Below are 19,821 nucleotides of genomic sequence, written 5' to 3'. Positions count from 1 at the left end.
GGCCGCCGGCCCCGCGCACGGCGCGTCCGGTACGGGGGCCCAGCCCGCCCCCGGCACCCCCGCCCACCCCGCCGCCCCCGGCGGGCCGCAGGCCGGGGAAGCGCCCCGGCGGCGGCTCGGGGGGATCGGGGCGTGGGCGCGGAAGTGGGTGCGGGGGGAGGAGGAGGCCGTCGTCGAGGGGGTCGGGGTGGTCGAGCCCGACGTGGTGGTGCCCGACGAGGACGATCCCGCCGCGCTGCTGCTCGCCGCGCTCGGGCCCACCGAGCGGCTGTGGTCGCGCGGGCCCGGGCACCCCGGGTTCCTCGACGTGGGGCTCGGGGCCGGGAGCCGGGTCGCGCTGCGCGACAGCGGGGCGCTCGGGGTCGCAGGGCCGCGGGCCCGGCTCATGGGGGTCGCCCGGTCCGTCGTGGCGCAGCTCGCCGGGCTGCACCCGCCCGCGCAGCTGGAGATCGTCCTGCTGGCCGCCGACCGCGTACGGCCCCTCCAGGAACGCCGCCGCGACTGGGGCTGGCTCGGCTGGCTGCCCCACGTACGCCCCGCGCACGGCCAGGACTGCCGGCTGCTCCTCGCGTACGACCGCGACCAGGCGGCCGCCCGCGCCGCCGAACTGACCCGGCGGCTGGACGACGGCCCCCTGGGCGGTACCTGGGCGTCCGCCGAGCCGGGCGCGGTGCGCGAGGCGGCGGCCGCGTACACGGGCCCCCGTACGCTCGTCGTCCTCGACGGCGACCCCGGCACGGCCGCCCTGCGCGACCTCACCGGCCGGCTGGCCTCGCACGGCCCCGCCGCCGGCATCCACGTCCTCGCGCTCGCCGAGGCCCCGGCCGCCACCCCCGCCTCCCCGGTGGCGCAGACGTACGAGACCGCCTGCGCGAGCACCCCCGCCTTCCGGGACTGCGCCGCCGTCGCCCTGCTCAGCGGCGACGTCGCCACCGCCGTACGCACCTTCGCGGTCAGCGCCGGCAGCCCCGTACCGCCGGGCCGCACGGCCGTCGCCGACGGGGTCTCCGCCGCCTGGGCGGAGCGGTTCGCCCGCGCCCTGGCCCCGCTGCGCGCGGACGCGCCCCCGGCGGACAGCCCGGGCGTCCACCGCACGGCCGCCAGCCTCCCGGCCGCCGCCCGGCTCCTCGACGAGCTCGGGCTGGCCCGTGCCACCCCGGCCTCCCTGATGGCCCGCTGGGCCGCCGCCACCGAACAGGGCCGGGCCGTCGGCGGCCTGGCCGACGTGGTCCTCGGGGCCGGCCGTCGCGGGCCGGTCGGCGCCGAGCTGGTCCACGACGGCCCGCACCTGCTCATCGAGGGCCCGGCCGGCAGCGGCCGTACGGAGCTCCTGCGTTCCCTCGCCGCCTCCTTGTCGGCCGGCTCCCGCCCCGACCACCTCGGCCTGCTCCTCCTGGACGGCGCCGGCGGCGAACGCGGTGAGGGCCTGCTGCCCTGTACGGAGCTCCCGCACGTGTCGGCCCACCTGGTGGCCTCCGACCCGCTGCGGATGCGCGAGTTCGCGCAGGCCCTGGCCACCGAGCTCAAGCGCCGCCACGAGCTGCTGGACGGCGTGCCGTTCACGGAGTGGCACGGCCGGCACGCCCTGTCCGACCGGATGGTCTCGCCCCGCGACCCCGGGCCGGGCGAACACCGCGGCGACCTCGACCCCCAGCGCTCCGGCACCCTGCGGCTGCGAGCCTCCGCGCCCCGCGCCGACCCGGCCGCCGGCCCGAGTCCGCTGCCGCGGCTGGTGCTGCTGGTGGACGACTTCGACGCGCTGGTGGCACCGGCGCTCGGCAGCCCGGGCCGGCCCGCGGCGGGTTCACTCGTACGGATCCTGGAGGGCGTGGCCCGTGAGGGCGCCCGGCTCGGGGTGCACCTGATCACCGCCACCGCCCGCCCGGACCGCACGGCGGACACCGAGCCGGCCCGGGGGGCGGCCCTGCGGGTCGAGCTGGACTCCCCGGACCGGCCGGGCCCCGGCCGCGGCCGGCTGCTGTACGCGGACGGGCGGGCCGTCCCGTTCCAGGCGGGCCGGGTCACCGGCCGGATCCCGCGCACCGCGACCCTGAGGCCGACCGTGGTCCCGGTGGAGTGGGAGCGGATGGGCGACCCCCCGGCCCGCCGTCCGGTGCGCGAGCTGGGCAACGGGCCGACCGACCTCGCCCTCCTGGCCAGCGCCCTCGACCGGGCCTCCCACCTGGTCTCGGCGGTGCCGGTGCTGTTCCCGCCGGCTCCCTGACGCCCGGGCGTTCCCCCGCGAGGCGGTATTGCGGGGGTGCGCGGCTCGGCGTAGACCTTGTGGCACGGAGCACACCACGGCCACACGGCATCGGGGGCGGCACCATGCAGGGACAGCAGGGATCGAGCCACACGAGAAACCGCAGGGGTACGCGGCCACGGGCCTGGGCGGCCCTCGTCGCCGCGGGCGCGCTGGCGCTCACCGCCTGCGGCAGCGGCGGCAACGGCGGCGGCAGCGCGGGCAGCACCCCGTCCGCCGGGCAGGAGCAGACCCACACCGTCGAGTTACCGAAGCTCCCCGGCGAGAAGCTGGAGGTGTCGGCGGTCTGGACGGGCCCCGAGCAGGCCAACTTCACCAAGGTGCTGAAGGAGTTCGGGAAGCGGACGGGCGCGACGGTCACCTTCGTGCCGGCCCAGGACCCCATCGTCACCTTCCTCGGCACCAAGATCGCGGGCGGTCAGCCCCCGGACGTGGCGCTGCTCCCGCAGGTCGGGGCGCTGGTGGCGGCGGTGCGGAACAAGTGGGCGCAGCCGGTGGGCCCGGAGGCCCAGGCGCAGCTCGACGCGAACTACTCGCCGGGCTGGCGGAAGCTCGGGGCGGTCGACGGCACCCAGTACGGCGTGTACTACAAGGCGGCGAACAAGTCGCTGGTCTGGTACAACGCGAAGGCCTTCGAGGCGGCGGGCGTCAAGCCGCCGAAGACCTGGAAGGAGCTGCTGACGGCGGCCGACACCCTCTCGGCGTCCGGGACCCCGGCGGTTTCGGTGGCGGGCGCGGACGGCTGGACGCTGACGGACTGGTTCGAGAACGTCTACCTGTCGCAGGCGGGCCCGGAGAAGTACGACCGGCTGGCGAAACACGAGATCAAGTGGACGGACGACAGCGTCAAGGAGGCGCTGACCACCCTCGGTGAGCTGTTCGGCCGCAAGGACTTCCTGGCGGGCGGCCCGGGCGGGGCGCTGGCGACGGAGTTCCCGAAGTCGGTGACGCAGACCTTCACCGGTGGCGACCGGCCGGCGGCGGCGATGGTCTTCGAGGGCGACTTCGTGGCGGTGAACATCGCGCAGACGGAGGCGAAGGTGGGCAAGGACGCGCTCGTCTTCCCCTTCCCGGCGGTGGGTGCGAAGGCGCCGGTGGTGTCGGGCGGTGACGTGGCGGTGGCGCTGAAGCCGTCGAAGGGGGCGCAGGCGCTGCTGACGTTCCTGGCGTCGGCGGACGCGGCGCGGATCCAGGCCGGGGAGGGCGGTTTCGTCTCCCCGAACAAGGCGGTGGACTTCGCCGCGTACCCGAACGACATCCAGCGGGGCATCGCGAAGGCGCTGATCGCGGCGGGGGAGGACTTCCGCTTCGACATGTCGGACCAGGCTCCGGCGGCGTTCGGCGGGACTCCGGGCGCGGGTGAGTGGAAGGCGCTCCAGGACTTCCTGGCGAACCCGTCGGACGTGGCGGGCGTCCAGGCGAGACTGGAGGCGGACGCGGCGAAGGCCTACGGGAACTGACGTGACGGCCACGACAGGGGCGGCCCGGCCCGGCACGCCGGGCCGCGGCCGGCACACGGTCACGGGCACGGGGCGGCGGCGGCTGGTCGCGGCGGCGTTCCTGCTCCCGGCGCTGGTCCTGCTGGGCGCGCTGGTGGTGCAGCCCATCGGGTTCTCCCTCTACCGCAGCCTCTTCGACCGTTCCGGGGACTCGTTCGTCGGTGTCGCCAACTACCGGACCATCGTCGCCGATCCGGCGATCCGCACGGCCCTGCGCAATACGGCGGTGTGGGTGGCGGTGGCGCCGGCCGTGGCCACCGCGCTCGGCCTGGTCTTCGCGGTGCTGACCGAACGGGTGCGCTGGGGGACGGCGTTCAAGCTGCTGGTGTTCATGCCGATGGCCATCTCGATGCTGGCGGCGGGCATCATCTTCCGGCTGGTGTACGACCACGACCCGCACCGGGGCGTGGCCAACGCGGTGGTGGTCGGGGTGCACGACACCTTCGCCCCGTCCTCGGCGTTCCCGAAGGCCCGCCCGGGCCGGGACTCGCCGCTGGAGCCGGCCGGGGGCGGTGCGTTCGTGACCCGGGAGGCCGTACGGGCGGGGGTGCCGGTGCTGCTGCCGCTGGTCGGGGTGGCGCCGGAGGCGCTGCCCGAGGGGGCCCGGGCGGCGGGGGCGGCGCGGGCGGAGCCGGGGAAGGTGACGGGGACGGTCTGGCAGGACTTCACGCGGGGCGGGGGCGGCGCGGTGAACGTGGTCGACCCGACGGAGACGGGCCTGTCGGGGATGCGGATCGAGGCGGTCGTGGACGGCCGGGTGGTGGCGACGGCCACGGCCCGCGCGGACGGTACGTTCACGCTGCCGGCCTCGGCGGACGGGGCCCGGCTGCGGCTGCCGGAGTCGAACTTCCGGGAGGCGTACGCGGGGGTGGAGTGGCTCGGCCCGGTGCTGGTGACCCCGGCGGTGATCGGCGCGTACGTGTGGATGTGGGCCGGGTTCGCGATGGTGCTGATCGGGGCCGGGCTGGCGGCCGTGCCGCGTGAGCTGCTGGAGGCGGCGCGGGTGGACGGGGCGGGCGAGTGGCAGGTGTTCCGGCGGATCACCGTGCCGCTGCTGGCTCCGGTGCTGGTGGTGGTGCTGGTGACCCTCGTCATCAACGTGATGAAGATCTTCGACCTGGTCTTCGTGATCGCACCGGGCGCGGTGCAGGACGACGCGAACGTGCTGGCGCTCCAGCTGTACCGGACCTCCTTCGGCACGGATGCCGATCAGGGGCTGGGCAGCGCCATCGCGGTGCTGCTGCTGGTGCTGGTGGTGCCGGTGATGCTGGTCAATATCCGCCGGATGCGGAAGGAGGCTTCCCGGTGAACCTCGTGAGGCGCCTGGCGGGCGGTGTGGCGGTGCGCGTCTTCCTGGTCCTGGCGGCGCTGTTCTGGCTGATGCCCACCCTCGGCCTGCTGATCTCCTCGTTCCTGTCGGCGAACGACCTGAACCGGGGCGGCTGGTGGCAGGTGCTGACGGAGCCCTCGCGGCTGACGGCGTCCAACTACGCGCACCTGCTGGCCAACGACACGATCACCGGCTCCCTCCTGAGCACGGTGGCGATCGCCGTCCCGGCGACCCTGCTCGTCCTGACCCTGGGCGCGCTCGCCGGATACGCCTTCGCCTGGCTGGAGTTCCCGGGCCGGGACTGGCTGTTCCTGGTCGTGGTGGGGCTGCTGGTGGTCCCCGTGCAGGTGGCGCTGATCCCCGTCTCCGAACTCTTCGGCGCCATCGGCCTGTTCGAGACGACGGCCGGGGTGGTGCTGTTCCACACCGCGTTCGGGCTGCCCTTCGCGGTGTTCCTGCTGCGGAACTTCTTCGCGGAGATCCCGCGCGAGCTGCTGGAGGCGGCGCGCCTCGACGGCGCCGGTGAACTGCGGCTGTTCTCACGGGTGGTGCTGCCGCTCGGCGGGCCGGCGATCGCCTCGCTGGGCATCTTCCAGTTCCTGTGGGTGTGGAACGACATGCTGGTGGCGCTGGTCTTCGCCGACTCGGCGCACCCGCCGGTGACGGTGGCGCTCCAGCAGCAGGTGCGGCAGTTCGGGAACAACATCGACGTGCTGGCGCCCGGGGCCTTCCTGTCGATGGTGGTGCCGCTCGTCGTCTTCTTCGCCTTCCAGCGGCAGTTCGTGACGGGGGTGATGGCGGGCGCGGTGAAATAACCCGGGACACGTCCCGATCATGCCGTTGACGTGGCGTGTTGACACTGAGCAACCCGAATGCCGCACGGAGCGTAACCCGATCGCCACGCGGACGTTGCCTGGGGGTACCCAGCGGTAGCTGGGGGAGCAATATGCCCGCGCCGACCCCTGGATGTGCCGTGCCCCGGTTCAGCGTCATCGTGCCCGCGTACAAGGTTCAGGCGTACCTGCAGGAGAGTCTGGACTCGGTCCTCTCACAGTCGTACCCGGATCTGGAACTGATCGCGGTCGACGACGCCTCCCCGGACGCCTGCGGTTCGATCATCGACGAGTACGCGGCCCGCGACCCCCGGGTCACCGCCGTGCACCTGGCGCACAACTTCGGCCTGGGCCCGGCCCGCAACGCGGGCCTGGCCCGGGCCACCGGCGACTACCTGGTCTTCCTCGACGGCGACGACACCCTCGCCCCGGGCGCCCTCCAGGCCATCACCGACCGGCTCAAGGCCACCGGCTCCCCCGACGTCCTCGTCTACGACTACGCCCGCGCCTTCTGGACCGGCGAGCTGGTCCGCAACCGCCTCGCCCACCGGCTCAGCGAGGAGGGCCCGGCCAGCTTCCGGCTCGCCGACCGCCCGGCCCTGCTCGGCATGCTGATGGTGGTGTGGAACAAGGCGTACCGGCGCGAGTACGTGGAGCGCGAGGGCCTCGAATTCCCGCCCGGGTTCTACGAGGACACCCCCTGGACCTATCCGGCGCTGCTGGCCGCCGAGTCCGTGGCCGTCCTCGACCGGGTCTGCGTGCACTACCGCCAGCGGCGGACCGGCTCGATCCTGACCACCACCAGCCGCCGCCACCTCGACGTCTTCGACCAGTACGACCGGGTCTTCGGCTGGCTCGCGACCCGGCCCGAACTGGAGCGCTGGCGCCCGGCGGTGCACCGGAGGATGGCCGAGCACTTCTGCGCCCTGTACGCCGACCCCCGCCGCCTGCCGCGCTCGGGCCGCGCCGAGTTCTTCGCCCGCGCCTCCGCCCTGCTGCGCCGCCACCGCACCCCGGGCGGCGCCGGCGCCCTGTCGCTGTCGCTGAGCCGCACCGACCGGCTGCGGCACACCCTGATGCGCCTGGGCGTACGCCGCACCTACCGGCTGGCCTCGGCCGCCCGGGCGGCGGCCCTGGCCACCGCCCGGGCCGGCTCCGCTCTGGGGCGGGGGCTGCGCGAGAGCGCCCTGCGCCTGCACTACCGGACCCAGCGGATGCTGCCCCTGCGGCCCGAGCTCGCGGTGTTCTCCGCGTACTGGCACGGCGGCTACGCCTGCAACCCGGCGGCCGTCGAGGCGAAGCTGCGCGAGCTGGCCCCGCAGATGCGTACCGCGTGGATCTGCGAGCCCCGGCACGCGGCCTCCCTGCCGCCCGAGACGACCCCGCTGAGGCCGGGCTCGGCCGCGTACTGGACGGCGCTGGCCCGGGCCACCTACCTGACCACCAACGTCAACTTCGACCGGGGCCTGGTCAAGCGCCCCGGCCAGGTCCTGCTCCAGACCCAGCACGGCACCCCGCTCAAGCGGGTCGGCCTGGACCTCCAGGACCGTCCGGCGGCCACTCCGACCACCGACTTCGAGGGACTGCTGCGCGGCGCCGACCAGTGGGACTTCCTGCTCTCCGCGAACCGGCACTCCACCCTGGTCTGGGAGAAGGCCGTCCCCGCCTCCTACACCACCCTCGAATACGGCTACCCGCGCAACGACCCCTTCCACCGGTCCACCCAGGCCGAGGTCGTGGCCCTGCGCGAACGCCTGGGCATCGCACCGGGCACCACCGCGATCCTGTACGCCCCCACGCACCGCGACTACCGGCGCAGCCGGCCCGAGCACCTGGACTTCGAGCGGGTCCTGCGGGACCTGGGCCCGCGCTTCACGGTCCTCACCCGCGCCCACCTCACGTACGCGGGCACCGAGCCCGCCCGGGACCCGCACCCGAGGCTGCTGGACGTCTCCGACCACCCCTCGGTGGAGGAGCTCTGCCTGGCCTCGGACGCGCTGGTCACCGACTACTCCTCCCTGATGTTCGACTACGCGGCCCTGGACCGGCCGATCGTGATCCACGCGGACGACTGGGAGGCGTACGAAGCCGCCCGCGGCACCTACTTCGACCTGCGGGCCTGCCCGCCCGGGGCGATCGCCCGGACCGAGGACGAGCTGGTGGACATCTTCACCACCGGGCACTGGCAGGGCTCGCGCTCGGCCCAGCTGCGCGCCTCGTTCCGTTCGCGGTTCTGCTCGTACGACGACGGGTACGCGGCCGAGCGCGTGGTGCGCCGGGTCTTCCTCGGCCAGCAGGCGCCCCTGCCGGCCGTCACCCCGCTGGAGGACCGCCGCCCCGTGCCCCCGGCTCCCTCCCCTGCCGCCGCCGCGGCCCGGACCCCGCTCACGGCGGGGCTGTGGCCGTAGGCGGCTGTCAGCGCAGGGTGAGGGGGGTCGCGGCGGCCACGCGGGTCAGCTTCTCGGGGTTGCGGACGTAGTAGAGACCGGTGATGCGGTCGTCTTCGATCCGCATCGCCATGATGCCGTCGACCTCGCCGTCCAGCCGGACCAGGAGCGCCGGGCTGCCGTTGACCACGGTGGGGACCATGCTGAGCGGGACCTTGGTCTTGCCGAGGCCGCCGAACAGGAAGCGGGTCACCTTCTCGGCGCCGGTGATCGGCCGCAGCGCGGCCTGCTTGATGCCGCCGCCGTCGCCGACGAGGACGACGTCGGGGGCGAGCACGTCGAGGAGGGCCTGCGGGTCGCCGGTGTCGACGGCGCGCAGGAAGGACTCGACAGCGGCGGAGGCCGCGCCCGGGGTGACGGCCTGGCGGGGGCGGCGGGCGTCGACGTGCCGGCGGGCGCGGTGCGCGATCTGGCGTACGGCGACGGGGGTCTTGTCGACGGCGGCGGCGATCTCCTCGTAGCCGAAGTCGAAGGCCTCGCGCAGGACGAAGACGGCGCGCTCGGTGGGCGTCAGGGTTTCGAGGACGAGCATCATCGCCATGGACACGCTCTCGGCGAGCTCGACGTCCTCGGCCACGTCGGGGGTGGTGAGCAGCGGTTCGGGCAGCCACTCGCCGACGTAGGACTCCTTGCGGCGCTGGAGGCTGCGCAGCCGGTTGAGGGCCTGGCGGGTGGTGATCCGGACCAGGTAGGCGCGCTGGTCGCGGACCTGTTCCAGGTCGACGGCGACCCAGCGCATCCAGGTCTCCTGGAGGACGTCCTCGGCGTCGGCGGCCGAGCCGAGCATCTCGTAGGCGACGGTGAAGAGCAGGTTGCGGTGGGCGACGAACGCCTCGGTCGCCGGGTCCGTGGTCTCGGTGCTCATGTCTCGGTGCCTCTCCTTCGCGGCCGGCCGGCCGGGTGTCTTCGGATGCGCGCCCACCGCAAGATCATCTTTTATGGGCGGCCGCGCCGCCAGTGCTGTCGAACGGGCCGGACCGGCCGCGGACTTCCGTGGTCAGACCGTCTGTGCGGCGGCGACCGGCGTTCCGGCCGCCCGCCGGGCCGCCAGCAGCTCCTGCCGCTTGGGGTCCTTGGACCACCAGGTACGGGCGCCGGGCTTGCGCGCCTCGTACGAGAGCTGCCAGGGGATGCCCTTGCAGATGAGCTCCTTGACCTTCGCGCCCGGGCGGCCGCCGAGGTGGTACTTCCTGGCGGTGTCGTCCTTCTCGGTGAGCTGGAGGAGGCCGGCGCGGCGTCCCAGGCTCAGGCACTGGGCGACGAACGCCACGTCGATGGGCGCGGGCCGCTCGCCGGCGATGCGGCTGAGCACGGTCTCGGCGGCCTGCGGACCCAGCTGGACGGCGGCCTGGCAGCTCATCCGCAGCGGGAGGTCCGAGGGGGCCGCCGAGTCGCCGGCCGCGATGATCCGTTCGTCGTCCACGCTGGTGAGGGTCTCGTCCGTGAGCAGCCGGCCCAGGGCGTCGGTGCTCAGGCCGCTGCGGGCGGCCAGGTCGGGGACGCCGAACCCGGCGGTCCAGACGGTGACCTCGCTGGGCAGCTCGCGGCCGTCGGCGAGGTGTACGGCGTCACGGGTCACCGCCGTCACCTTCGCGTCGGGGCCTTCGAGGACGGTGACGCCGAGTGCGGCCAGCCGTCGGGCGACCGCGCGGCGGCCGCGGGGGTGCAGGGAGGGGCCGAGCGTCCCGCCGCAGACCAGGGTCACGGTGCGGCCCTCCGCCGCCAGCTCGGCGGCGGTCTCGATGCCGGTCGTACCGCCGCCGACGACTGTGACGGGGGCCTTCGCGGGCGCGGCGTCGAGGGCCGGCCGCAGGCGCCGGGCCTCCTCGAAGGTGGCGAGCGGGTGGGCGAACTCCGCCGCTCCGGGGACGCTCGGGCCGGCGCTGCCGCTGCCCACCGCGTAGACGAGGTAGTCGTAGCCGGCCGTGCCGCCGCTCGCCAGCGTCACACTGCGCCCGGCGGCGTCGATGCCGGTCACGGTGTCGACCAGCAGCCGGACCCGCCCGCTCAGCACCTTGCCGTAGTCGAGGGCGGCGTCGTGGGTCCCGGCCACCAGCTGGTGCAGACGGATCCGCTCGACGAACTGGGGGCGCGGGTTGACCAGGGTGACCGTCACGTCGTCGCGCCGCGTCAGGCGGTTGGCGGCCATGACGCCCGCGTATCCGCCGCCGATGACGAGGACTTCGGTGCTCTTCGCGCTCATGGTGTCTCCTCCGGCTCCAGGGGTTCGACCACAAGACACCGGGGGCCCGCCGTCCGTGACGGCCTGTGGGCCGGATCACACCGGGCGGGGTGTCAGCCGGCCTTCAGCCCGGCCACCGCCGAACGCGCGAGCCCGTCCAGGTAGGCCGCCGGAACGGAGTCGCCCACCACGACCTGCCGCCAGTACAGGGGCCCGATCGCCAGGTCCAGGGCCCGCTCGGGGGAGGCCGACTCCGGCAGCTCGCCCCGTGCGACGGCCTCCGCGACGATCCCCTCGGCGAGCCTGCGCTGCCCGTCCAGCAGCGCCCCGCGCACCGCGTCCGCGATCTCCGGGTTGCGTGCGGCCTCCACCAGCAGGTCCGGGATCACCGCCGAGGCCACCGGGTGGCGCAGTACGTGGGTCATGACCTCCAGCAGCGCCCGTACGTCCCCGTAGAGGGAGCCGGTGGCCGGGACGGGCAGGCCGTCGGCGGCGAACGCCCCGATCAGGTCGAGCACGAGGTGCAGCTTGGACTTCCAGCGCCGGTAGACCGCCGTCTTGCCGACCCCGGCGCGGCGGGCGATGCCCTCGATGGACATCCGGGCGAAGCCCGCCTCCGCCAGTTCCGCGAGCACCGCCGCACGGATCGCCTCGGTCACGTCCTCGCGCAGGACGGCCGCCCCGGCGGGGGCGCGGCGGGCGGGGGCGGGAGCGGGCTCGGTGGTCATGCACAGAGCATAGCCGCGTACGCCGCCACTCCCCCGTCACGACGATACGGTTGCGTTCCGACGTGGAGCGCCCTAACCTCACCGTAGCGACGATACGGACCCGTCCCGACGCAAGACCCCGTCGAAAGCGAAGCCCGTGACCCGAGTGACCACCGCGCCGCCCGCCCCGGCCGCCACCACCCCCGCGGAACTGGCGGCAGCCCACGGCCTGACCGTCAGCGGCGCCCGCCCCTCCCTGCCGAGCTACCTCGCGCAGCTCTGGGACCGCCGCCACTTCGTGACCGCGTACGCCACCGCGCGCATGCACGCCACGTACAGCACGGCCAAGCTCGGCCAGGTCTGGCACCTGATGACCCCGCTGCTCAACGCGGCCGTCTACTACTTCATCTTCGGCATCGTGATGCGCGCCAGCCACGGCGTGCCCGACTACGTGCCGTTCCTGATCACCGGCGTCTTCGTCTGGGACTTCATCGGCAGCTCCATCAACGCCGGCACCCGCGCCGTCCACAGCAACCTCGGGCTGGTCCGCGCCCTGCACTTCCCCCGCGCCAGCCTGCCGCTGTCCTCGGTGGTCCAGCTCTTCCAGCAGCTGCTGGTCACCATGGGCGCCCTGGTCGTCCTGCTCCTGGCCTTCGGGCAGGTCCCCTCGCCGTCCTGGCTGCTCGCCGCCCCGGCCCTCTTCCTGATGGCCGTCTTCTGCGCGGGCGTCGCGATGGTCATGGCCCGCATCGGCAGCAAGAACCCGGACGTCAGCCAGCTGATGCCGTTCGTCCTGCGGACCTGGATGTACTCCTCGGGCGTGATGTGGTCCATCGACTCCATCCTGCGCACGGACCACCTGCCGCACTGGGTCGCGATGATGCTCAAGCTCAACCCGGCTGCCGTCTACATCGACCTGATGCGCTTCGCGCTGATCGACAGCTTCAAGGCCGCCCAGCTGCCCCACCACGTCTGGCCGATCGCCATCGGCTGGGCCCTGCTCGCCGGCGTCGGCGGGTTCGTCTACTTCTGGAAGGCAGAGGAGGAGTACGGCCGTGGCTGACACCCGTGTCCCGACCGTCATCGCCGACGAGGTCCACGTGATCTACAAGGTGCACGGCTCCGGCAACCGCAAGGGCGGGGCCACCGCGGCCCTCAGCCGCATCTTCTCCCGCAGGCCCGCCCCCGGCGTCCGCGAGGTGCACGCCGTCAAGGGCGTCAGCTTCACCGCGTACAAGGGCGAGGCCATCGGCCTCATCGGCTCCAACGGCTCGGGCAAGTCCACCCTCCTCAAGGCCATCGCCGGCCTCCAGCCGGTGGCCCGCGGCACGGTCTACTCCCACGGCCAGCCCTCCCTCCTCGGAGTGAACGCGGCCCTGATGAACGACCTCACCGGCGAGCGGAACGTGGTCCTCGGCGGACTGGCGATGGGCATGACCAAACAGCAGATCCGCGAGCGCTACCAGGACATCGTCGACTTCTCCGGAATCAACGAGAAGGGCGACTTCATCTCCCTGCCCATGCGCACGTACTCCTCCGGCATGGGCGCCCGCCTGCGGTTCTCCATCGCCGCCGCCAAGGACCACGAGGTCCTGATGATCGACGAGGCCCTCGCCACCGGCGACGCCGCCTTCCAGCGCCGCAGCCAGGCCCGCATCGAGGAACTCCGCGCCAGCGCCGGCACCGTCTTCCTGGTCAGCCACTCCATCGGCACGGTCCGCGAGACCTGCGACCGGGCGATCTGGCTGGAGTCGGGCGTCGTGCGCATGGACGGCCCCTCGAAGGAGGTCTGCGACGCCTACGAGGCCTTCACCCGCGGCTGACCCCCCGCGCGAACGGGCCGGGCCCGGGACCCCTGAGGGTCCCGGGCCCGGCCCGTTTCCGGCTCCGGCCGCGCCGGCGACTAGGCGTGCGCCCGCAGCAGCGACCGCATCGTCCGCATCGCCACCGACAGGTTCGCCAGGTCGAAGTCGTCCGAGCCCCGGATCTCGTCCAGGGTCGTCCGCGCCCGGCCGATCAGCGCCGCGTTCTTCTCCTCCCACGCCTTGAAGCGCTCCTCGGGAGTCGAGTCCCCGTTGCCCACCGCCAGCACGTCGGCGGTCAACGAGGCGTGCGCCGCGAACAGGTCCTCACGGATCGACGCGCGGGCCATCGACTGCCAGCGGTCCGACCGCGGCAGCTCGATGATCCGGTCCATCAGCTGCGTGATGTCCAGCCGGTCCGCCAGGTCGTAGTACACCTCGGCGACGGCCAGCGGGTCCACGCCCGTACGGTCGGCGGTGGCGACGATGTCCAGCGTCGGGAAGGCCGAAGAGAACCCGGCCACCTTCGCCGCGAGCTCCTCCGGCACGCCCTCGCCGGTCAGCTCGTCCATCACCGTCCGGTACCACTCCAGGTCCGCACCGCGCACCAGCTTCGGCAGCTCGTCCCAGACCTGCGCCACCCGCGCGCTGAACAGCTCGACGGTCTCGGTGATCTGCAGCGGCTGCGGCCGGTTGTTCAGCAGCCAGCGCGTACCGCGCTCCACCAGGCGCCGCGAGTGCAGCCGGATCCGGGTCTGGACGTCGGCCGCGACCTTGTTGTCGAGGGCCTCGACCGCGTCCCACACCTTGGCCATGCCGAAGATCTCACGGGCCGACAGCTGCGCCCGGACGATCTCCTCCAGCGAGGCCCCAGTCTCCTCCCGCAGACGGTGCAGGAAGGTCGAACCGCCGGAGTTGACGGTGTCGTTGACCAGCAGGGTGGTGATGATCTCCCGGCGCAGGGGGTGCGCGTCGACCTGCTCCGGGAACTTCGCCACCAGCGCGCCCGGGAAGTAGGTGTGCAGCAGGCGGCGCAGGTACGGGTCGTCCGGGAGCTCGGTGTGGATCAGCTCGTCCGCCACCGTGATCTTGGTGTAGGCGAACAGGACGGCCAGCTCCGGCTGCGTCAGGCCGCGGCCGGTGTTCAGCAGCTCACGGATCTGCCGGTCGTTGGGCAGGAACTCCAGCTGGCGGTCCAGCTGCCCGTCACGGCCCAGGCGGCGCATGAACCGCTGCTGGGCGTGGAGCAGGCTCGACGCCTGGGCCGAGCCGTTGGCCAGCGCCGTGTTCTGCGCGTAGTTGTTGCGCAGCACCAGATGGCCGACCTCGTCGGTCATCTCGGCGAGCAGCTTGTTGCGCTGCTTGACGGTCATGTCGCCCTCGGCGACCAGCCCGTTGAGCAGGATCTTGATGTTCACCTCGTGGTCCGAGGTGTCCACGCCCGCGCTGTTGTCGATGGCGTCGGTGTTGACCTTGCCACCCTCGCCGCCGGCGCCGGTACGGGCGAACTCGATGCGGCCCAGCTGCGTGAGGCCCAGGTTGCCGCCCTCACCGATGACCTTGGCGCGGACGTCGGAGCCGTTGACGCGGATCGCGTCGTTGGCCTTGTCGCCGACGTCGGCGTGCGTCTCGGCGGTCGCCTTGACGTACGTGCCGATGCCGCCGTTCCACAGCAGGTCCACCGGGGCCTGCAGGATCGCCTGCATCAGGTCGGCCGGGGTCATCTTCGTGACGCCCGCCTCGATGCCGAGGGCCGCCCGCATCTGCGCGTTGACCGGGATGGCCTTCGCGGAACGCGGGTGGATGCCGCCGCCCGCCGACAGCAGGGCGGTGTCGTAGTCCGCCCACGAGGAGCGCGGCAGCTCGAACAGGCGCCGGCGCTCCGCGTACGAGACGGCCGCGTCCGGGGTCGGGTCGATGAAGATGTGCCGGTGGTCGAAGGCGGCGACCAGACGGATGTGCTCGGAGAGCAGCATGCCGTTGCCGAAGACGTCACCGGACATGTCGCCGACGCCGACGACCGTGAAGTCCTCGGTCTGGGTGTCGTGGCCCAGCTCGCGGAAGTGCCGCTTGACGGACTCCCAGGCACCGCGGGCGGTGATGCCCATGCCCTTGTGGTCGTAGCCGGCGCTGCCGCCCGAGGCGAAGGCGTCGCCCAGCCAGAAGCCGTACGACTCGGCGACACTGTTGGCGATGTCGGAGAAGGTCGCGGTGCCCTTGTCGGCGGCGACGACGAGGTAGGTATCGTCCCCGTCGTGGCGGACCACGCCCTTGGGCGGCACGACCTCGCCCGCGACCAGGTTGTCGGTGATGTCGAGCAGCGCCGAGATGAAGATCTTGTACGAGGCGATGCCCTCGGCCAGCCACGCGTCGCGGTCCACCGACGGGTCCGGCAGGTTCTTGGCGACGAAGCCGCCCTTGGCACCGACCGGCACGATGACGGTGTTCTTGACCATCTGCGCCTTGACCAGGCCGAGGATCTCCGTACGGAAGTCCTCGCGCCGGTCGGACCAGCGCAGACCGCCTCGGGCGACCTTGCCGAAGCGCAGGTGGACGCCCTCGACGCGCGGGGAGTACACCCAGATCTCGAACGCCGGGCGCGGGGCCGGCAGGTCCGGGATGGCCTGCGGGTCGAACTTCATCGACACGTACGCGTGCTGCTCGCCCGCGTCGTTCAGCTGGAAGAAGTTCGTGCGCAGGGTGGCCTTGATGAGCGTCAGGAACGCCCGCAGGATGCGGTCCTCGTCGAGCGAGGCGACCTGGTCCAGGGCCCCGTCCAGCTCCTCCAGCATGGCGTCGACGAGCTCGGTGCCGGCGGCCTGGCGGCCCGGCGACATCCGCGCCTCGAAGAGGGAGACCAGCAGCCGGGTGGTGTGGACGTTGTTGCGGAGGGTGTCCTCCATGTAGTCCTGGCTGAAGGTGGAGCCGGCCTGGCGCATGTACTTGGCGTACGCGCGCAGCACCACGGCCTGCCGCCAGGTCAGCCCGGCGCCCAGGACGAGGGCGTTGAAGTTGTCGTTCTCGGCCTCGCCGGTCCACACGGCCGCGAAGGCCTCCTGGAACCGCTCGCGCGCGTCGTCGCCGAGGTAGCTGTCCCCGTTGCCGGTCGACAGCGGCATCCGCAGACCGAAGTCGTAGATCCAGGCGCTCACCCGGTCGCTGCGGCGCAGCTCGTACGGCCGCTCGTCGGTGACCTCGACGCCCAGGCGCTGCAGGACCGGCAGGACGGCGGAGAGGGAGACCTGCTCACCGGTGCGGTAGATCTTGAAGCGGCGCTCGCCCGGGCCCGCGCCGACGGGCTCGTACAGGGACAGCGCAAAGGGGCGCTCGCTCGCGGAGAGCTTCTCCAGGTGGCACAGGTCGGACACGGCCATCCGCGGCGTGTGGTCGGCCTTGTAGCCCTCGGAGAAGGAGCCGCCGTACTTGCGCAGCAGCTCGGCGGCGCGCTCCTCGCCCAGCTCGGCGTTCAGGGCCTCGCCGAAGCCGTCGGCCCAGGAGCGGGCGGCCTCCACCAGGCGGGACTCGACGCGCTCGACGTCGGCGTCGGTCAGTGCGGGCAGCTGGGTGCCCTGCGGGACGCGGACGACGAAGTGGATGCGGGAGAGGATCGACTCGGTGTTCCAGGCGGTGAAGTCGACGCTGGTGCCGCCGAGCTCCTCCTTCAGGATGTCCATCAGGCGCAGCCGGACGCCGGTGGTGAACCGGTCGCGCGGCAGGTAGACCAGCGCCGAGTAGTAGCGGCCGTACTCGTCCTGGCGCAGGTAGAGCCGCAGCCGGCGGCGTTCCTGCAGGTACAGGACGGAGGTGGCGATCTCGCGGAGCTTGTCGACCGGGGTCTGGAACAGCTCGTCGCGCGGGTAGGTCTCCAGGATCTGGAGCAGGTCGCGGCCGTCGTGGCTGGACGGCGAGAAGCCGGCGCCCTCCAGCACCTCGGAGACCTTGCGGCGGATCACCGGGACGCGGCGCACCGACTCGGTGTACGCGGCGGAGGAGAACAGGCCGAGGAAGCGGCGCTCGCCGACGACGTTGCCCTCGGCGTCGAACTTCTTGACGCCGACGTAGTCGAGGTACGAGGGGCGGTGCACGGTCGCGCGGCTGTTGGCCTTCGTCAGCACCAGCAGGCGGTGCTCGCGGGCCTTGGCGCGGGCGTCGGCCGGCAGCCGGTTGAAGGACGGCGAGACGGGGTGCGCGTCCTCCTGGCCGTGGTGGAGCGGGTCGGAGCGCAGGATGCCCAGGCCGGTGCCGGGGACGGCCGTGAGGGCGTCGCCGTCGACCAGGTTGTACTCGCGGAAGCCGAGGAAGGTGAAGTGGTCGTCGGCCAGCCAGCGCAGCAGCTCGCGGGCCTCCTCCTGCTCGTACTCGCGCAGGTCCGGCGCGGTCGGCTCGTTCGGCAGCTCGTCGGCGATGCGCAGCGCGGCGTCGCGCATCTTCTCCCAGTCCTCGACGGACTCGCGGACGTCGGACAAGACGCGCAGCAGGTCGGCCGTGATCTGCTTGAGGTCGGCCTTGTCGGTCTCGCGGTCGATCTCGACGTGGATCCACGACTCGACGAGGGAGTCGTGGGGGCGCGCGGTCTTGGGACCGTGGGCGTCGCAGTCGGGGCCGAGGATCTCGATCAGCTTGCCGGTGAGGTCACGGCGCACGACGACCTGCGGGTGGATCACGACGTGGATGCCGCGGCCCTGGCGGGACAGCTCGTTGGTGACGGAGTCCACGAGGAACGGCATGTCGTCGGTGACGACCTCGACGACCGAGTGGCTGGAGGTCCAGCCGTTCTCCTCGACGGTGGGGGTGTGCACCCGCACGTTCGCCGTGCCCTGCGGACGGTTCTCGGCCAGCCGGTAGTGGGAGAGCGCCGCGCCGAACACGTCGACCGGGTCGCGGTCCGCCAGGTCCTCGGGGGCCGTGTGCAGGTAGTAGCGCTGGAGATAGGCGAGCGTCGCGCCCTGTCCGGGGTGCTCCCCGTGCTCGGACCCAGTCGGAAGTAGCCCCCCGGCCGGGCTGTTCTCAGCTACCCGTGCCGCCCGCGCGAGCAGCTCGGCCTTTGCTTCGTCCAGCTTGGTCTGCATGTCCTCTGGCTCCTGTCGCGCGCCATTGCGTGACGTAGGTGAAGGAAGGAATGACAAAGCGCCGCGATGAGGCGGGATGTCCGTCCGGATTCGGTTTCGACGCCATGTCGTCGGGAGAGCCGCCCGGGAAGGCTTCGACCATGATCGACAGGTCCCGGCGGCGGGGATCAGCGAAGGCCCGGGCACGGACGTGCGCCGGGCGCGGGCCGGGGGCGTCAGTGCCCCCGATGACTATCGCGCTGATCACGGGTACAAGGCTATCTCGCCCCACCCCCAGGTCGTCATTCACTGCATCTGTACAAATCCGGGGGTAAAACCTGGACACTCTGGCCAGCGACGTGGCCGCGGCGGCGTGCCGGGGGCCCTATCCGACCAGCTCACGGGCGGTGGCGACGGCCTCGGCGAGGCTGTCGACGACGGGCACGCCCGCGGACGCCAGACTGGCGCGGCTGTGCGAGCCGCCGGTGTACAGGACCGCGCGTGCGCCCACATGGGCCGCGGCCATCGCATCGTCCACGGCGTCGCCGACGAGGACCGTACGGGAAGCCGTCACACCGGCTGCCTCCAGGGCGGCCATATGGCGTACGAGGTGCCCCGCCTTGGAGGTGTGCGAGGGCCCGGTACGGCCGTCGACCCGCAGGAAGTGCCCGTCGATGCCGTGCGCCCGGACCAGGGGCACGAGCTTCTCGTGGGGCGCGAGGGACAACAGCGACTGCGTGAGCCCGTCCGCCTGCCAGCCGCGCAGCAGCTCCCGCGCCCCCTCGGCCAGGCCGGAGGCCTCGGCGGCCGTCCAGTAGTGGCGGTGGAACGCCTCGTCCATCACCACCCACTCCTCCTCGGTGGGCAGCCGGCCCATGAGCCGCTCGTAGAACTTCGGCACGGGCACGACGTACAGGTCGCGGTACCTCTCCAGCGTGATCGGGGGGAACCCGAGCTCGGCGAAGGAGGCGTTGGTCGCGATGATCACGGCGTCGATGTCGTGCAGCAGGGTCCCGTTCCAGTCCCACACGAGGTGGGCCGTACCGGCACCGGCCTGGATCCCTATCGTCATCCCAGCAGCCCCGGGATCTCCTGCACGCCGAACCACAGCAGCTCGTGGTCCTCGGCGCCGTCGACGAGGAACTGCGCGTCGTCGTCCCCGCCGTCGGCGGCCGCCAGGGCCCCGGCGGCGGCGGTCACGTCCTGCTCGGCGTCCTCGGCGTCGACGTGCACGGCGGCGGCCACGGTCAGCCGCACGGCGGCGGCGAGCGTCACCTGCCCGAGGGTCGCCTCGTCCAGGCCGGGCGAAGCTGCGGCGGCCTTGTCGTCCACGTCGACGGCGACGACGACGCGCTTGCGCGGTGCGGCGGGGTCCTCGGCCAGCATCCGCAGGGAGGCGGCGGCGGCGCGGCTCAGGGCCGCGTACTCCAGCTCCTCGATGTCGTCGGAGACGTACCACTCCCGCAGCCCGGGCGTCACGGCGTACGCACGGAGCGGGGCGGGCCCCAGCTCGCCCGCCTTGTGCGCCTCGGCGAGCCCGGGGAGTGTCAGGGGGACGTACACGCGCATGGCCGGCTGCTTTCGGTAGTCGGAAACCCCCTCAGGATACGACTGCCGCTGCCGAACTCCCGTGGGCCGTCCGGGGGGCGGGGTCGGGCCTGGTGCAAAAGCACGGGCCAGGGGGCCAGGGGGCTGGGGGGCTGGGGGGCT

Annotated in this window: 13 protein-coding genes; 7 read left to right on the top strand and 6 right to left on the bottom strand. The window is 73.1% G+C overall.

Annotated features, from left to right (window positions below; genetic code table 11):
* The 5 genes from AB0F18_RS32015 to AB0F18_RS31995 form a co-directional block, all read left to right on the top strand.
* A partial coding sequence (locus tag AB0F18_RS32015) for an FtsK/SpoIIIE domain-containing protein (RefSeq protein WP_362066984.1) occupies positions 1–2,224 on the top strand: 2,224 nt, incomplete at its 5' end.
* A gap of 104 nt (positions 2,225–2,328) precedes the next feature.
* Entirely contained in the window at positions 2,329–3,723 is a 1,395-nt protein-coding gene (locus AB0F18_RS32010) for an ABC transporter substrate-binding protein (RefSeq protein ID WP_362066982.1), read from the top strand.
* A gap of 1 nt (position 3,724) precedes the next feature.
* Positions 3,725–5,071: a sugar ABC transporter permease gene (locus AB0F18_RS32005; RefSeq protein WP_362066980.1), complete on the top strand. Its 1,347-nt coding sequence runs from the start codon at positions 3,725–3,727 to the stop codon at positions 5,069–5,071.
* Entirely contained in the window at positions 5,068–5,907 is an 840-nt protein-coding gene (locus AB0F18_RS32000; protein WP_362066978.1) for a carbohydrate ABC transporter permease, read from the top strand. Before AB0F18_RS32005 ends, AB0F18_RS32000 begins: the two co-directional genes overlap by 4 nt.
* Before the next feature lie 158 nt (positions 5,908–6,065).
* Positions 6,066–8,333, top strand: a complete 2,268-nt coding sequence (locus AB0F18_RS31995; RefSeq protein WP_362066976.1) for a bifunctional glycosyltransferase family 2 protein/CDP-glycerol:glycerophosphate glycerophosphotransferase — start codon at positions 6,066–6,068, stop codon at positions 8,331–8,333.
* 7 nt (positions 8,334–8,340) lie between these two features.
* Here the strand turns inward: AB0F18_RS31995 and AB0F18_RS31990 are convergent, their stop codons facing one another.
* The 3 genes from AB0F18_RS31990 to AB0F18_RS31980 all read right to left on the bottom strand — a co-directional run bounded on the left by AB0F18_RS31990 (position 8,341) and on the right by AB0F18_RS31980 (position 11,282).
* Complete coding sequence (locus AB0F18_RS31990) at positions 8,341–9,237, bottom strand: RNA polymerase sigma-70 factor (protein ID WP_362066974.1); 897 nt, start codon at positions 9,235–9,237, stop codon at positions 8,341–8,343.
* A 132-nt stretch (positions 9,238–9,369) separates the two neighbouring features.
* A complete protein-coding gene (locus tag AB0F18_RS31985; protein WP_362066972.1) occupies positions 9,370–10,575 on the bottom strand; it encodes an FAD-dependent oxidoreductase in 1,206 nt (401 codons plus the stop codon).
* A gap of 92 nt (positions 10,576–10,667) precedes the next feature.
* Positions 10,668–11,282 carry a TetR/AcrR family transcriptional regulator gene (locus AB0F18_RS31980; RefSeq protein WP_362066970.1) on the bottom strand — a complete coding sequence of 205 codons (615 nt, stop codon included), beginning with the start codon at positions 11,280–11,282 and terminating at the stop codon, positions 10,668–10,670.
* A gap of 136 nt (positions 11,283–11,418) precedes the next feature.
* Between AB0F18_RS31980 and AB0F18_RS31975 the strand changes: the two genes are divergently transcribed.
* A complete protein-coding gene (locus AB0F18_RS31975; protein WP_362066968.1) occupies positions 11,419–12,324 on the top strand; it encodes an ABC transporter permease in 906 nt (301 codons plus the stop codon).
* Complete coding sequence (locus tag AB0F18_RS31970; RefSeq protein ID WP_362066966.1) at positions 12,317–13,084, top strand: ABC transporter ATP-binding protein; 768 nt, start codon at positions 12,317–12,319, stop codon at positions 13,082–13,084. Before AB0F18_RS31975 ends, AB0F18_RS31970 begins: the two co-directional genes overlap by 8 nt.
* An 80-nt stretch (positions 13,085–13,164) precedes the next feature.
* On the opposite strand, the gene AB0F18_RS31965 is transcribed toward AB0F18_RS31970, so the two are convergent.
* The 3 genes from AB0F18_RS31965 to AB0F18_RS31955 all read right to left on the bottom strand — a co-directional run bounded on the left by AB0F18_RS31965 (position 13,165) and on the right by AB0F18_RS31955 (position 19,680).
* Positions 13,165–18,132 carry an NAD-glutamate dehydrogenase gene (locus AB0F18_RS31965; protein ID WP_362066964.1) on the bottom strand — a complete coding sequence of 1,656 codons (4,968 nt, stop codon included), beginning with the start codon at positions 18,130–18,132 and terminating at the stop codon, positions 13,165–13,167.
* A gap of 364 nt (positions 18,133–18,496) precedes the next feature.
* Positions 18,497–19,183 (bottom strand): HAD family hydrolase, encoded by a 687-nt coding sequence (locus AB0F18_RS31960; RefSeq protein WP_362066962.1) that lies wholly within the window; start codon positions 19,181–19,183, stop codon positions 18,497–18,499.
* The gene (locus tag AB0F18_RS31955; protein ID WP_362066960.1) at positions 19,180–19,680 is read right to left on the bottom strand and encodes a hypothetical protein; all 501 of its coding nucleotides are present in this window, start codon (positions 19,678–19,680) and stop codon (positions 19,180–19,182) included. The genes AB0F18_RS31960 and AB0F18_RS31955 overlap by 4 nt, the downstream gene beginning before the upstream one ends.
* Positions 19,681–19,821: the final 141 nt, after the last annotated feature.

The organism is Streptomyces sp. NPDC029216 (assembly GCF_040648015.1).
Lineage (GTDB): Bacteria > Actinomycetota > Actinomycetes > Streptomycetales > Streptomycetaceae > Streptomyces.
This window is presented reverse-complemented; position numbering and strand designations above follow the sequence as displayed.

What these genes read in the sequence shown, in the direction of transcription:
- AB0F18_RS32010 (WP_362066982.1), top strand. Translation starts at nt 2,329, where the DNA reads ATGCAGGGACAGCAGGGATCGAGCCACACGAGAAACCGCAGGGGTACG.
- AB0F18_RS31990 (WP_362066974.1), bottom strand. Translation starts at nt 9,237, where the DNA reads ATGAGCACCGAGACCACGGACCCGGCGACCGAGGCGTTCGTCGCCCAC.
- AB0F18_RS31985 (WP_362066972.1), bottom strand. Translation starts at nt 10,575, where the DNA reads ATGAGCGCGAAGAGCACCGAAGTCCTCGTCATCGGCGGCGGATACGCG.
- AB0F18_RS31980 (WP_362066970.1), bottom strand. Translation starts at nt 11,282, where the DNA reads ATGACCACCGAGCCCGCTCCCGCCCCCGCCCGCCGCGCCCCCGCCGGG.
- AB0F18_RS31965 (WP_362066964.1), bottom strand. Translation starts at nt 18,132, where the DNA reads ATGCAGACCAAGCTGGACGAAGCAAAGGCCGAGCTGCTCGCGCGGGCG.
- AB0F18_RS31960 (WP_362066962.1), bottom strand. Translation starts at nt 19,183, where the DNA reads ATGACGATAGGGATCCAGGCCGGTGCCGGTACGGCCCACCTCGTGTGG.
- AB0F18_RS31955 (WP_362066960.1), bottom strand. Translation starts at nt 19,680, where the DNA reads ATGCGCGTGTACGTCCCCCTGACACTCCCCGGGCTCGCCGAGGCGCAC.